Source organism: Devosia soli (genome assembly GCF_000970455.1).
GTDB classification, from domain to species: domain Bacteria; phylum Pseudomonadota; class Alphaproteobacteria; order Rhizobiales; family Devosiaceae; genus Devosia; species Devosia soli.
The window spans coordinates 216,731-229,668 of record NZ_LAJG01000021.1 but is presented as its reverse complement, the minus strand read 5'-3'; the positions used below and the strand labels follow the sequence as shown (position 1 = coordinate 229,668).

At 61.0% G+C, this 12,938-nt stretch carries 15 protein-coding genes; 11 read left to right on the top strand and 4 right to left on the bottom strand.

Going from position 1 to position 12,938, the window contains the following annotated elements; translation table 11 throughout:
- The first annotated feature begins 41 nt into the window (after positions 1 to 41).
- From tsaD to VW35_RS10165, 4 genes are read left to right on the top strand one after another with little or no spacing between them, the layout of a single operon-like run.
- Positions 42 to 1,142, top strand: coding sequence for a tRNA (adenosine(37)-N6)-threonylcarbamoyltransferase complex transferase subunit TsaD (gene tsaD, locus VW35_RS10180; protein ID WP_046142925.1), 1,101 nt, complete (start codon positions 42 to 44; stop codon positions 1,140 to 1,142).
- A complete protein-coding gene (locus VW35_RS10175) occupies positions 1,132 to 2,118 on the top strand; it encodes an NAD(P)H-dependent glycerol-3-phosphate dehydrogenase (RefSeq protein WP_046142924.1) in 987 nt (328 codons plus the stop codon). The genes tsaD and VW35_RS10175 overlap by 11 nt, the downstream gene beginning before the upstream one ends.
- A gap of 1 nt (position 2,119) precedes the next feature.
- Positions 2,120 to 2,413 (top strand): YciI family protein, encoded by a 294-nt coding sequence (locus VW35_RS10170; protein WP_046142923.1) that lies wholly within the window; start codon positions 2,120 to 2,122, stop codon positions 2,411 to 2,413.
- A 4-nt stretch (positions 2,414 to 2,417) separates the two neighbouring features.
- Positions 2,418 to 2,852: an EVE domain-containing protein gene (locus tag VW35_RS10165; protein WP_046142922.1), complete on the top strand. Its 435-nt coding sequence runs from the start codon at positions 2,418 to 2,420 to the stop codon at positions 2,850 to 2,852.
- Between the two features lie 103 nt (positions 2,853 to 2,955).
- Here VW35_RS10165 and VW35_RS10160 read toward each other — a convergent pair whose 3' ends face one another.
- On the bottom strand, positions 2,956 to 3,255 hold the full coding sequence (locus tag VW35_RS10160) for a hypothetical protein (RefSeq protein ID WP_046143062.1): 300 nt from the start codon (positions 3,253 to 3,255) through the stop codon (positions 2,956 to 2,958).
- A 132-nt stretch (positions 3,256 to 3,387) separates the two neighbouring features.
- Here VW35_RS10160 and rimM point away from each other — a divergent pair, with 132 nt between their 5' ends.
- The 4 genes from rimM to VW35_RS10140 all read left to right on the top strand — a co-directional run bounded on the left by rimM (position 3,388) and on the right by VW35_RS10140 (position 6,508).
- Entirely contained in the window at positions 3,388 to 3,924 is a 537-nt protein-coding gene (gene rimM / locus VW35_RS10155) for a ribosome maturation factor RimM (RefSeq protein WP_046142921.1), read from the top strand.
- Between the two features lie 7 nt (positions 3,925 to 3,931).
- A complete protein-coding gene (gene trmD, locus VW35_RS10150) occupies positions 3,932 to 4,612 on the top strand; it encodes a tRNA (guanosine(37)-N1)-methyltransferase TrmD (RefSeq protein ID WP_046143061.1) in 681 nt (226 codons plus the stop codon).
- A gap of 303 nt (positions 4,613 to 4,915) precedes the next feature.
- Positions 4,916 to 5,467 (top strand): 50S ribosomal protein L19, encoded by a 552-nt coding sequence (gene rplS, locus VW35_RS10145; protein ID WP_046142920.1) that lies wholly within the window; start codon positions 4,916 to 4,918, stop codon positions 5,465 to 5,467.
- A gap of 228 nt (positions 5,468 to 5,695) precedes the next feature.
- Positions 5,696 to 6,508, top strand: coding sequence for an exodeoxyribonuclease III (locus tag VW35_RS10140; RefSeq protein ID WP_046142919.1), 813 nt, complete (start codon positions 5,696 to 5,698; stop codon positions 6,506 to 6,508).
- A gap of 12 nt (positions 6,509 to 6,520) precedes the next feature.
- Here VW35_RS10140 and VW35_RS10135 read toward each other — a convergent pair whose 3' ends face one another.
- The 3 genes from VW35_RS10135 to VW35_RS10125 form a co-directional block, all read right to left on the bottom strand.
- Entirely contained in the window at positions 6,521 to 6,979 is a 459-nt protein-coding gene (locus VW35_RS10135; protein ID WP_083982632.1) for a Crp/Fnr family transcriptional regulator, read from the bottom strand.
- A gap of 107 nt (positions 6,980 to 7,086) precedes the next feature.
- Complete coding sequence (locus VW35_RS10130; protein WP_046142917.1) at positions 7,087 to 7,770, bottom strand: response regulator transcription factor; 684 nt, start codon at positions 7,768 to 7,770, stop codon at positions 7,087 to 7,089.
- A gap of 176 nt (positions 7,771 to 7,946) precedes the next feature.
- The gene (locus tag VW35_RS10125) at positions 7,947 to 8,621 is read right to left on the bottom strand and encodes a YggS family pyridoxal phosphate-dependent enzyme (protein WP_046142916.1); all 675 of its coding nucleotides are present in this window, start codon (positions 8,619 to 8,621) and stop codon (positions 7,947 to 7,949) included.
- Positions 8,622 to 8,751: 130 nt separating this feature from the next.
- Here VW35_RS10125 and leuS point away from each other — a divergent pair, with 130 nt between their 5' ends.
- The 3 genes from leuS to holA are packed head-to-tail and all read left to right on the top strand — an operon-like array spanning position 8,752 to position 12,873.
- Complete coding sequence (leuS, locus tag VW35_RS10120; RefSeq protein ID WP_046142915.1) at positions 8,752 to 11,361, top strand: leucine--tRNA ligase; 2,610 nt, start codon at positions 8,752 to 8,754, stop codon at positions 11,359 to 11,361.
- Positions 11,348 to 11,851, top strand: a complete 504-nt coding sequence (gene lptE, locus VW35_RS10115; RefSeq protein WP_046142914.1) for an LPS assembly lipoprotein LptE — start codon at positions 11,348 to 11,350, stop codon at positions 11,849 to 11,851. The genes leuS and lptE overlap by 14 nt, the downstream gene beginning before the upstream one ends.
- The gene (gene holA, locus VW35_RS10110; protein WP_046142913.1) at positions 11,851 to 12,873 is read left to right on the top strand and encodes a DNA polymerase III subunit delta; all 1,023 of its coding nucleotides are present in this window, start codon (positions 11,851 to 11,853) and stop codon (positions 12,871 to 12,873) included. The genes lptE and holA overlap by 1 nt, the downstream gene beginning before the upstream one ends.
- The last annotated feature ends 65 nt before the right edge of the window (positions 12,874 to 12,938 follow it).

The following is a 12,938-nucleotide window of genomic DNA, read 5'->3' as shown; positions in this document are numbered from 1 at the left end:
TCTGGCGGGTGAACCCGCATGGCGGTTCGTTCCGCCTTCCCATGGGAGTAGACCAGTTCGTCGTGACCGGGCAAGCGCAAGCCATCATTCTGGGGATCGAGACGAGCTGCGACGAGACTGCGGCCTCCATTGTCGTGCGGGATCAAACCGGCCGCGGCACCATTCGTTCCAACGTGGTGCGCAGCCAGCTCGATGAGCATGCAGCCTTTGGCGGCGTCGTGCCCGAGCTTGCCGCACGTGCCCATGTCGAGTGGCTCGATCACATCATCGCCCAAGCCATCGACGAAGCCGGTATCGGCCTTAACGAGGTCGATGCGGTGGCCGCCACCGCCGGCCCCGGCCTGATCGGCGGGGTGCTCGTTGGTCTGACGACGGCTAAGGCCTTGGCGGCATCGCTTGGAAAACCTCTCATCGCCGTTAACCATTTGGAAGGCCACGCGCTGACGGCGCGGCTGACTGATGGAGTGAAATTTCCCTACCTCATGCTCCTGGTCTCGGGCGGCCATAGCCAGTTCGTTCTCGTGCGCGGCGTGGGCGATTATGAGCGCTGGGGAGGCACCATTGACGATGCGCTGGGCGAAGCGTTCGATAAAGTGGCCAAGCTCCTCTCGCTCGGTCATCCCGGTGGTCCGGCCGTCGAGAAGATCGCCCAGCGCGGCGATCCTAAGCGGTTCAGATTTCCAAAGCCATTGCTGCGCGAGGAGCGGCTCGATTTTTCGTTCTCCGGGCTCAAGACAGCAGTGCGCCTCCAGACCGAAGCCTTGGCGCCGCTGACCGATCAGGATGTTGCGGACATCGCTGCCAGTTTCCAGGAGACCGTAGCGCAGATCGTGGGATATCGTGCGCACCAGGCGCTCGAAAGATTTGCCGCGCAGTTCCCTGGAGAGCCTATCCGCCTCGTTGTCGCGGGGGGCGTTGCAGCCAACAAGCGGATTGCCGAGGCGCTCCGCGTCCCGAGCGAAGAATTTGGCGCCGAACTCATCGTGCCGCCGATCGCGCTTTGCACTGATAACGGGGCGATGATCGCTTGGGCCGGCGCTGAGCGCCTGGCGCTCGGCGATATGGATAACCTCAGCGTTGCGGCGCGGCCCCGCTGGCCGCTCCAGGACGAGGATATGCGGGTCAAAAGCCATGGCACTTGAAACGGTTAGCGTGCTCGGCGGTGGCGCATGGGGTACGGCATTGGCACAAGCTGCGGCAATGGCTGGCCGAAGCGTATCGCTGATGCTGCGCAATGCCGGGCAAGCGGCGGAAATCAACGAGCGTCACGTCAATTCGACCGCCCTGCCCGGTCAGGAGCTTTTGCCTTCGATCCTGGCGACCACCGAAGCCGAAGCTGCCGACATCTTCATTCTCGCCGTGCCTGCTCAGGCGACGCGAACCTTGCTGACCTCGCTCGATCCCGAACTCCTCAAGGGTAAGCCGGTGATTCTGTCGGCCAAGGGGCTCGAAACTGGCACCCTCGCGCGGCAAAGCGAAATTCTTGCCGATATGGCGCCTGCTTCATTTGGCTATGTTCTCTCGGGTCCGAGCTTTGCCGGCGATGTCGCCGCTGGCCGGCCGACCGCAGTCACGCTTGCCGGCGATGACGCCAATGCCACATCCGATCTTGCCGCTGCGCTCGCCGGACCGAGCTTCCGGCCCTATGCCGCCGATGACCGGATCGGCGTCGAGATCGCCGGGGCGCTGAAAAACGTCTATGCGCTCGCTTGCGGCGCCGTCGACGGTGCGCAACTCGGCGCTTCCGCCCGCTCGGCGCTGATTGCCCGCGGCTATGCCGAAATGGCGCGCATGGTGTCGGCCCTCGGCGGATCGGCGCATACGCTGACGGGTCTTGCGGGCTTGGGCGATCTGACGCTCACCTGCACATCGGTCCAATCGCGCAATTACCAGTTCGGCATGGCGCTTGGCGCCGGACGGCGCACCGCGGATATTTTGGCGAGCGGCGCCAGATTGGCCGAAGGCGTTGCCACCGCGCCGGTCGCCGCGGCGCTGGCAAAAAGCCTCGATGTCGACGCACCGCTCATCGATGCGGTTGACGCCGTCGTTGCCGGTCGCGCCGATATCGCCACCGTTGTCGCGGGGCTGATGTCCCGCCCGCTCAAGAGGGAACACTGATATGCTCTATGCCATGATCGCCAAGGACGCCCCCGGCGCGCTGCAAAAACGCCTCGACACCCGCCCGGTGCATCTCGATCACCTCAAGTCCCTGGGCAAGAAGCTGGTTTTCGCCGGCGCCCTGCTCAATGCCGACGAGCAGCCCGAAGGCTCGATCGTGGTCTTCGAAGCCGAAACTCTCGCGGAGGCCGAAGCCCTGGCTGCAGCCGATCCCTTCGTGCCGGCCGGCGTTTTCGCAAGCTACGAGGTCAAGCGCTGGCGCATCGCCATCAACACGACCGGCGTGGAGTTTTGAGCGCATGGCCTATTGGCTGATGAAATCGGAGCCCGACGTCTTTTCCTTTGACGATCTCGTCGCCAAGACCGGCCGCGGCGAGGTCGAAGAGTGGCATGGCGTGCGTAATTATGCGGCGCGCAACAACATGAAATCCATGGCTGTCGGCGACGAGGCGTTCTTCTACCACTCCAATATCGGCAAGGAGATCGTCGGCATCATGAAAATAGTGGCGCCCGCGCACCCCGATTCGACGGCCGAGCTCAATGCCAAGGGCGAGGTGGTCTGGGAATGCGTCGATGTCCAGTCGGTCAAGCCATTCAAGCGGCCGGTAACTCTGGCCGAGATCAAGGCCACCGAAGCACTGGCCGAGATCGAACTGATCAAGCTTTCGCGCCTTTCAGTGTCCAAGGTCAGCGACAAAGAGTGGAAATTGCTCTGCCAAATGGGTGGTCTCTAGCTGCCCTATCGGCCAGTCGCTCGGCCGGAGCGACTGCAGGCTGGTCCGCCCCGAGAGCCGTGCGCGCGGGGCGGGTGATCAGCGATTCACGTGAAACGTTCGTTCAATCGCGTGGGACGAAGGTGAATTCGGCTTCGTTGCCGCCGGCCGGGTCATCGCTGACCTGGATGGCAAGGCCATTTTCTTCAAGCGCGGCAAACCAATCGTCCCAGCTGACGAGCTGGAAACCGGTAATGCGATCCGGTCCTTCATTGCCCTCGGCGTTGAGCGCATCCTGCCCAAAGGTGAGTTGAAGGATGGTGCGATCACCGGTGCCGTCGGGAACGTCCATGAGGATCGGGTTGCCGCCACGGGCCTCGGCCCATTCGCGGATGGCTTGGCGGTCGGTCAGGGTCTGTGACATCGGCGCTTCTCCTTTGATTTCTTTCTCCAGAAAGCCTTCATCCATGCCCAAGGTTCCCCGAGGCAACGCGAAGCGTTTGCTTCACGGCGCAACCCTGCTAAGCGTGCTGCGGGTCCAGACAATGAGGCACATATGGCCGCCCCCGATAATCGCATTCTGATGGGCAAGATCGGCGCCGCCCATGGCATCAAGGGCGAGGTGCGTATCACCACATTTACCGCCGAGCCCGAAGCCATCGCGAGCTATGGACCGCTCGAAACCGATCGCCCGGGCCTGACCGTAAACATCGAGGCGGCGCGTCTCAACAAGACCGTGCTGGTGGCCAAGCTCAAGGGTATCCGCGACCGCAACGCGGCTGAACTTCTCAATGGCGTTTCGCTCTACCTCGATCGCGATCGCTTGCCCGATCCCGACGACGAGGACGATTTCTATCATGCTGACCTCATCGGTCTCGACGCCCGGCTCGATACCGGTATCAGCATCGGCGAAGTGTCGGCGCTGCTCAACTTTGGCGCGGGCGATCTCATCGAGGTCCGCGATCCGCGCTCGGGCGATACCTTCCTTTATCCCTTTACCAAAGCCGTGGTGCCCACCGTTCGGGTGGCCGAGGGATATCTCGTGATTTCTCCGCCGCTCGATGCCGATCCGGGCGAAGAAGACCCGGACTGAGAACGCGATGTTTTCGGCCGACATAATCACGCTCTTCCCAGACCTTTTTCCGGGGCCGCTTGGCGCTTCTGTCCTCGGTCGCGGCATGGCCGACGGCCTCTGGCAATTGCGCGCGACACAGCTGCGCGATTTTGCGACCGACAGGCATCGGACCGTCGACGATACCCCCTCGGGCGGCGGCGCCGGCATGGTCCTCAAGCCCGACATTCTGGCCAAGGCGATCGACGCAGTGGCGCCGGTTGACGATCCGCGCCCCCGTATTCTGATGTCGCCGCGCGGCAAGCCACTGACCCAGGCCCGTGCCCATGAGCTGGCTGTCGGCCCCGGCGTGGTGGTCGTCTGCGGGCGGTTTGAGGGCGTCGACCAGCGCGTCATCGACGCGCGAAACCTCGAAGAAATTTCCATAGGCGACTATGTACTTGCCGGAGGCGAAGTCGCGGCGATGGTGTTGCTCGAAGCGGTCGTGCGCCTCATTCCAGGCGTGCTCGGTGCCCTCGACAGCCGCGACGAGGAGAGTTTTGAAAACGGTCTTCTCGAATACCCCCATTACACGCGGCCGCAGACCTTTGAGGGTGTCGACATTCCTCCTGTCTTGACATCCGGCGACCACGGAAAGATTGCGAAATGGCGGCAGGAGCAATCCCTGCTGCTGACGCGTGCTCGGCGGCCGGATTTGCTGAAGCACTAAACCCCTCCTCCGCCGTCATTGCCGGGCTTGTCTAGACAATTCATCTCGCCTCCGCATGGACCGCTGGAACAAGCCAGGTGGTGACGATAGATTTGAGATATTGCGTTACTCACGATGAGGGCCGCCGAGAAGCGCTGCTTGGGGACAAAAGACCTAGACTCCGCGCCGCTTTTCCCCTATGAGCCGCCCATTCGCGCGCCAGGGATCGGACCCGCCGTGCGACAAGATCAAAAAGACTGCCCTCCGTTACAACCAAGACCGGGTGACTCAGTCGCCCCTCGATAAGATCAGAACGGATCGAAAATGAGCAAGATTATCGAACAGCTCGAGGCCGAGCAGGTTGCCCTGCAGGCTGCCAAGCGCGAACTCCCCGAATTCACCCATGGCGATACCGTCAAGGTGTGGGTCAAGATTCGCGAAGGCGACAAGGAACGTCTCCAGGCCTATGAAGGCGTGGTGATCGCCCGTTCCGGCGGCGGCATCATGGAAAGCTTCACCGTGCGCAAGATCTCGTACGGCGAAGGCGTGGAACGTGTGTTCCCGCTTTACTCGCCCAACATCGCTTCGGTCGAAGTGGTCAAGCGCGGTAAGGTGCGTCGCGCCAAGCTTTACTACCTCCGCGACCGTCGCGGTAAGTCGGCTCGTATTTTCGAATCGACCAACGCGCGTACCCGCAAGATCGAAGCTGGCGAACGCGAAGCTGCTGTCGCTGCTCGTGAAGCCCGTGAAGCCGAAAAGATCGCTGCTGCCGAAGCCTTTGCCGCCGAACAGGCCGCCAAGGACGCGGAAGCCGCAGCGGCTGCAAAGGCGGCCGAACAGGCTGCTGCTGCGGAAGGCGAAGCCAAGAGCGAATAAGATACCAGCGGCCAACCCGCTTGTGTCTTTGCAAACGATGAGCCCGGCCCGCAAGGCGCCGGGCTTTTTTGTCAACCCGGTTTCGGTGTTATGGAATCATAAGATCCTTGGCCCACTGACATATTCCGTCAGGAGCCGAACCGGCGGGGCATTTCCGGCTTTACCCCCGCCGAAGCCTTGGCCATAAGACGAGACGGCCACAAGCGCCCCCAAGCATCCGGATTTCCCATGACCCTTTCTGTCGTCACCTGGAACATCAACTCCGTACGGCTGCGCCTTGATATGGTGCTCGATTTCCTGCGCCAGTATCAGCCCGATGTGCTGATGCTGCAGGAAATCAAGTGCACCAATGACCAGTTTCCGCGGAACGCCTTTATCGAAAACGGCTATCCGCATATGGCCGTCCATGGGCAGAAGGGCTACCACGGCGTCGCCATCGTTTCGAAGTTTCCGCTGACCGACATTTCAAGCCGTGTCTTTTGTGAAATCCCGGAATCGCGCCATGTTTCGGCGCTGGTCGATCTTGGCCACGGCCCGTTTACACTGCACAATTTCTACATTCCCGCAGGCGGCGACGAACCCGATCCCGAGATCAACCCCAAATTCAAGCACAAGCTCGGGTTTCTCGCGGAACTCAAGACCTGGTTCGGCGAGCCCATGTTCCAGCGCGGGCAGCTGATTGCGGGCGACTTCAACATTGCCCCGCATGAAAACGACGTCTGGAGCCACAAGCAGCTTCTCAAGATCGTCAGCCATACGCCGGTCGAAACCGAAGCGCTTAATGCGCTCCTGACCGGTGGCCATGGCTGGGTGGATGTGGTGCGCAAGCACATCCCCTATGACCAGAAGCTTTACAGCTGGTGGAGCTATCGTAGCGCCGACTGGAACGCGGCCGACAAGGGCCGCCGGCTCGATCATATCTGGACGACGAGCGATGTTGCCGAGCAATCGATCGGCGCCGAAATCATCCGCCCAGCCCGGGGCTGGACCGACAAGCCATCCGATCACGTGCCAGTCATTGCACGCTTTGCGCGACCCTGAACGGGCTTGAAGCTACTTCGATCTCATCTTGCGTTTGAGTGGATCGAGGGCATTGAGATAGCCGCTCAGTTCGCGCTCGATGCGCTCGGCCGCCTTTTGCGCCAGGTCCGGATATTGACGGATCAGCTTGAGGAATGCCGAACGCGGCACGAAGAGCAGCTCGCAATCCGTCACAGCGGTGATGGTCACGGGCCTTGGCTTGTCGAGAATAAGCGCCATCGGCGAAACGATACTGCCGGGCTCTGAGAGCGCGTATGGCTTTCCAGCCTCGACGCCTTCATTGCGCGCCTTGATCGTGCCTTCTACCAGAACATAAGCGCCTTCCGGCGTATCGCCGGCCCGATAAATGACGTCATCGGCATCGACGTGCCGGCGATCGCTGGCAAAGCCGAGCATGCGCCGCTGTTCGTCGTTGCACATGTTGAAGAAATCGGCCCGCGCAAGAATGGCGGCCGCATCGTCCATTCTCATCAGCTACTGACCCGGATGCGCCCCGCCCGCCGGATATGTCCCGGCGGGTCAACAGCTTTTCTATAGGGTAGTTTGCCTAAGGAATGAACACCGCTTTTGCGGGTGCCTCACGGAACGAGGCGATATCCCCCATCCTCGGTCACCAGAAGCCGGGCATTGGAGGGGTCACGCTCGATTTTTTGGCGCAAGCGGTAGATATGCGTTTCGAGCGTATGCGTCGTCACGCGGTTATTATACCCCCACACTTCCTTGAGCAGCACGTCGCGCGTGATGGTCTTGGGGCCCTGCCGATAGAGGTATTTGAGGATCGAGGTTTCCTTATCTGTCAGGCGAACCTTGGTCCCCTCGTTGGTTTCGAGCGTCTTGGCGGCCGGCTGGAAGCTATATTGACCGATGGTGAACACGGCATCTTCGCTCTGGTCATGCTGGCGCAGCGCCGCATTGATGCGGGCGAGCAATACCGGGAAGCGAAAAGGCTTGGTCAGGTAGTCGTTTGCGCCCGAATCAAGGCCCTTGATCTCGTCGGCTTCCGTGTCGTGGCCGGTGAGCATCAAGACAGGGCTCTTGTGGCCTTCCTGGCGCATGACCTTGACCGCGTCACGTCCATCCATGTCCGGCAGGCCGACATCGAGAATGGTCAGCTCGACGTTGTTGGTGCGCAAGGCCTTGAGCGCATCGTTGGCTGTACCGGCTTCGATGATATCGAATTCGGGTTGCGCCTTGAGCTGTTCGACCAAGGTTTCACGCAGGTCCGCATCGTCGTCTACAACAAGGATGCGTCGCTTGTTCATTCTCTTCTCCGGGCTTGCGTCGGCCGAGCAGGATTCACATCATCACGGTGTGTTTGAGGCTCGCCATTCACATCGATGTTATTCAACGCTCAACAACGAAGCGAAAACGCCAAAAGTTGCAGCGCTGGCTCTATGTGTTCGCCCGCATTGGGAATTCAACCCCACGCGGCCAGAGCCTAGCGGTGACCGAAGAGGGCTGAACCCACGCGGACATGTGTAGCGCCCATGGCAATGGCTGTCTCGAAATCGCCGCTCATGCCCATCGAGAGCTGAGGCACCTGCGCCTCGCGGGCAAGCAGGGCCAATTGGGCGAAAAAGGGTCCGGCCGGCTGACCGTCGGGAGGGATGCACATCAAGCCCACGATATCGAGCCCGTGCTCATCCCGGCAGCGCCTGACGAAGGCGACCGTATCAGCAACGGCAATGCCGGCCTTCTGCTCTTCAGCCCCGATGTTGACCTGAACGAAGCAGGGCAATTGCCGCCCTGCCCGGCGCATCTCGGCCGCCAAAACAGCCGCCAGCCTTTCCCGGTCCACCGTCTGGATGACGTCAAACAGCGCCACCGCCTCCCGCGCCTTGTTGGTCTGAAGAGGGCCGATGAGATGAAGCTCGACCCCGGCAAATCGCTCCCGCAAGGAAGGCCACTTTTCCTTGGCCTCCTGCACACGATTTTCAGCGAAAAGCCTTTGTCCGGCCTCGAGAAAAGGCACGATAACCTCGGCCGAAAACGTCTTTGACACCGCGATAAGCTCGACCTTTTGTGCCGATTGGCCGAAGCGGGCGGCGGCTCTTTCCATCCGGCTCGTGATGGCGTCGAGCGCAGTTTTGGCGCTGACAACGTTGTCGGCCATGGTAAGGCCCCGTTTCTGTTGACCTTGAAGGGGATTTCTGGTGATGGTCCGGTTAGCCAAAAACCCCGAAAAGCGCAAGCTGATGAGCTCTTTGAGCCATCAGGGCTAAGCATCTTCAAGGACGAGCACAGTGAGCGGCGAACGCTACAATCCGCGCGAAAGCGAACCGAAATGGCAAAAGACCTGGGACGACGCCAAAAGCTTCGTCACCGCCAATGACGATCCGCGCGAGTGCTATTACGTCCTTGAAATGTTCCCCTATCCCTCGGGGCGCATTCATATGGGCCACGTCCGCAACTATTCCATGGGCGACGTCGTCGCGCGCTATCATCGCGCCCGCGGCAAGAACGTGCTTCATCCCATGGGCTGGGACGCCTTTGGCCTGCCGGCCGAAAACGCGGCCATCGAGCGCAAGACCCATCCAGGTTCCTGGACCTACCAGAACATCGAGGCGATGAAGGCGCAGCTCAAATCGATGGGTCTCTCCATCGACTGGACGCGTGAAATCGCCACCTGCTCGCCCGACTATTACCAGCACCAGCAATCGATGTTCATCGACATGCTGGAGGCCGGGCTCGTCACGCGAAAGTCCTCCAAGGTCAATTGGGACCCGGTGGATATGACCGTGCTCGCCAATGAGCAGGTGATCGACGGCAAGGGCTGGCGCTCGGGCGCGCCTGTCGAACAGCGCGAGCTGACCCAGTGGTTCTTCAAGATATCCGACTTTGCCGAGGATCTGCTCGAAGCACTCGATACCCTGACCGAATGGCCCGAAAAAGTGCGCACCATGCAGCGCAATTGGATCGGTAAATCCGAAGGTTTGCGGCTACTGTTCGAGATCGAGCCGAGCGACAAGACGGACGCTACCAGCATCGAAGTTTTCACGACGCGCCCGGACACGATCTTTGGGGCCTCTTTTGTCGGGCTTTCGCCGGACCATCCGCTGACGACTGCTTTGGCGGCTAGCAATCCGGCGCTGGCCGATTTCGTTGTTGAATGCCATCGTCATGGTACGGCCACGGAAACGCTCGAAAAGGCGGAAAAGCAAGGCTTTGACACCGGCCTCCGGGTCAAGCATCCGGTCATTGCAGGTGCAACCTTGCCGGTCTACGTGGCCAATTTCATCCTGATGGACTATGGCACCGGCGCTATTTTCGGCTGCCCGGCGCATGATCAGCGCGATCTCGACCTAGCGCGCAAATATGGCCTCTCCGTCAAGCCGGTGGTGCTGCCACCTGGCGCCGATGCCGCAAGCTTCGAGATCGGCAACGAAGCCTATGTTGACGCCGGTAACATCTTCAATTCCGACTTTCTCGATGGGCTGTCCATCGAAGACGCGAAAAAGAAAATCGCCGAATATTTTGGCGCACGCACCGTCGATGGCAAGTCGCAGGGTCAGGTCGAAGTCAACTATCGCCTGCGCGATTGGGGCATTTCGCGTCAGCGCTATTGGGGTTGCCCGATCCCGGTTATCCATTGCGAAGTCTGCGGCACCATTCCCGTTCCAAAAAAGGACTTGCCGGTCAAACTTCCCGAAGACGTAACCTTCGACAAGCCCGGCAATGCGCTCGATCATCACCCGACCTGGAAGCGCGTCCACTGCCACCAGTGCGGTAGCCCGGCACGGCGTGAAACCGACACCATGGACACCTTTGTCGATTCGTCGTGGTATTTTGCCCGCTTCACCGCACCGCATGCCGATACGCCCACCGTTCCGGCCGTCGCCAATCGCTGGCTGCCGGTCGATCAATATATCGGCGGCGTCGAGCACGCGATTCTGCACCTGCTCTATTCGCGTTTCTTCACCCGGGCCATGAAGGCTACGGGCCATGTCGACCTGAGCGAACCCTTCAAGGGTCTCTTCACCCAGGGCATGGTGACGCACGAGACCTATAAGTCGGCCGCTGGCGAATGGGTGAACCCGACTGAAATCCTGATCGAAGCGACCGGCGACACCCGCACGGCAAAACATCTCAAGACCGGGGCACCGATTTCCATCGGCTCGGTCGAAAAGATGAGCAAATCCAAGAAGAACGTGGTGGATCCCGACGAGATCGTTGCGACCTATGGCGCCGATACCGCGCGCTGGTTCATGCTGTCAGATTCCCCGCCGGAACGCGACGTGCAATGGACCGAAGCAGGCGTCGAAGGCGCGAGCCGCTTCCAGCAGCGTGTCTGGCGTCTCGTCAACGAAGCCATCGAGCTGCGCGATCGCACGGCCGAAGCAACCGCCAGCGACGAGAAGGAAGCGCTGGGGCTTCGCCGCATCATTCACCGCAGCGTGCACGGCGTCGGCCAGGACATCGAAGGCCTGCGCTTCAACCGTGCCGTAGCGCAGATTTACGAACTGACCAATGCGCTGACCAAGGCTCTGCAAGGCCAGACGGGCACTGCAACGCGCGCCGCGATCCTCGAAGGCGCTGAAAAGCTGACCGTGCTGCTCTCGCCCATGATGCCGCACCTGGCGGAAAGCTGCTGGGAAGTCCTCGGCAAGGCTGGCTTGGTGGCCGATGCGCGTTGGCCAGAAGTCGACGGGGCTATGCTGGTTGACGATACCGTCACCTTGCCCGTCCAGGTCAACGGCAAGCGCCGGGCCGAAATCACCGTTGCCAAGGGCACCCCGGCACCAGAAGTCGAAGCTCTGGTCTTGTCGCTGGATGAAATTGTCCGCATTCTGGAAGGCAAGGCACCCAAGAAAGTCGTCGTGGTGCCGGACAGGATCGTCAATGTCGTCGTCTAGGCTCAAGCGACTCGCCCTGATCGTGCCCCTGGCCCTCGTTTCCGTGGGCTTGGGCGCTTGTTCGTTCCAGCCAGTCTATTCGGGCCGGCTGGCCGAAAACCCACGGCTGGAGCTTGCCTACGCCAAGCCCACGACACGGCTCGAACAGATTGTCTATCAGGAACTCTCGCTCCGGCTCGGTGAAACGACGGCGCCGACCGCGCCTCTCGTGACGCTCTCCGTTTCAGGTTCGGTATCTGCGCCCTATCTCAGCGCCACCAGCAATCCCAACACGCCTTATGAAGCGAACGTAACCGCTACGGCGACTATTTCGGCGCGCGATGGCGGCTCGGACAAGCCGATCACTATTACCCGGACGGCCAGGGCTCAGCTGACGCATAGCGGTCAGGTCCTCGCCGATACGCAGGCCGACCAGGAAGCGCAGGAACGCGCCGCCCGTGCTGCCGCCGAATCGCTGCGTCTTGCCATTCTGGCTGCGCTTGCCGGCTGATGACTGCTCTCAAGGCGCATGAGGTCCAGCGTTTCCTGACGCGGCCGGACCTGACAGAAGGTATTTTTCTCGCGTATGGGCCGGATGGTGGCCTCGTGCGTGAGACAGCTCAGCGCCTTATCCGATTTCTTGCGGGCGACGATATTGCTTCGGCCGATATTATCATCTTCGATGGGCCGGAACTCGAGGCGGAACCCGGCCGGCTGATCACCGAGGCCCGCAGTGGCTCGCTTTTTGGCGGCAAACGCATTCTTCGCGTGCGTAGCGCCAGCAAAAGCCTCGTGATGCCGTTGACCGAGCTGCGGGACGATCCCGGCGGTACCGCCATCGTGCTCGAGGCGGGGAATCTCGCACCGCGCGATGCACTTCGAGCATTGGTGGAGGCAGCAAAGCTCGGCCGGGCCCTGCCCTGCTATCCCGACACAGACGAAACGCTCTCCAATCTCATGCGGGAGACGTTCAACCAGGCGGGCATCCGCATCGATGCAGATGTCATCCCAACCCTGCGTGAAATTCTCGGCAATGATCGGGAGATTACGCGCAGGGAATTGGAAAAGCTGTCCTTTTTCGCCGCCAGCACCAAAACGTTGACCCGGGAAGATGTACTCACCCTATGCGCTGACAACGGCGCGCTGGCGATCGATGCTATTTTGGATGCGACTGGTGGCGGACACGCCGAAAAACTGGAATTGGCACTCAATCGCGCACTGACGAGCGCGGTCAATCCGCAGCAGCTTCTCGCTATGCTGACCGGTCATTTTGCCAATCTGCGCCGTTGGCGAGTCGAAGTCGATGCCGGCAAATCGCCGCGCGCCGTGCTTGATGCCGTCAAGCCGAAACCACACTTCTCGCGCATCGGACAGCTTGAGCAACAATTGCGCCTTTGGAGCGACGCGGCGCTCGCCCAGGCATCGGAACGACTTCTGCAGGCGACCAGTGACACGCGGCGCAAACCGGCTTTAGCGACCGCGATTCTGCACCGAACCACGCTTGCGCTCTGCATGATGGCCGCAACGCATTAGTCTCCTGAATAAAAAAAGATCCCCGCACTTGCGAGGACCTGTTCGGCGAAGATCATTTTAGCAGA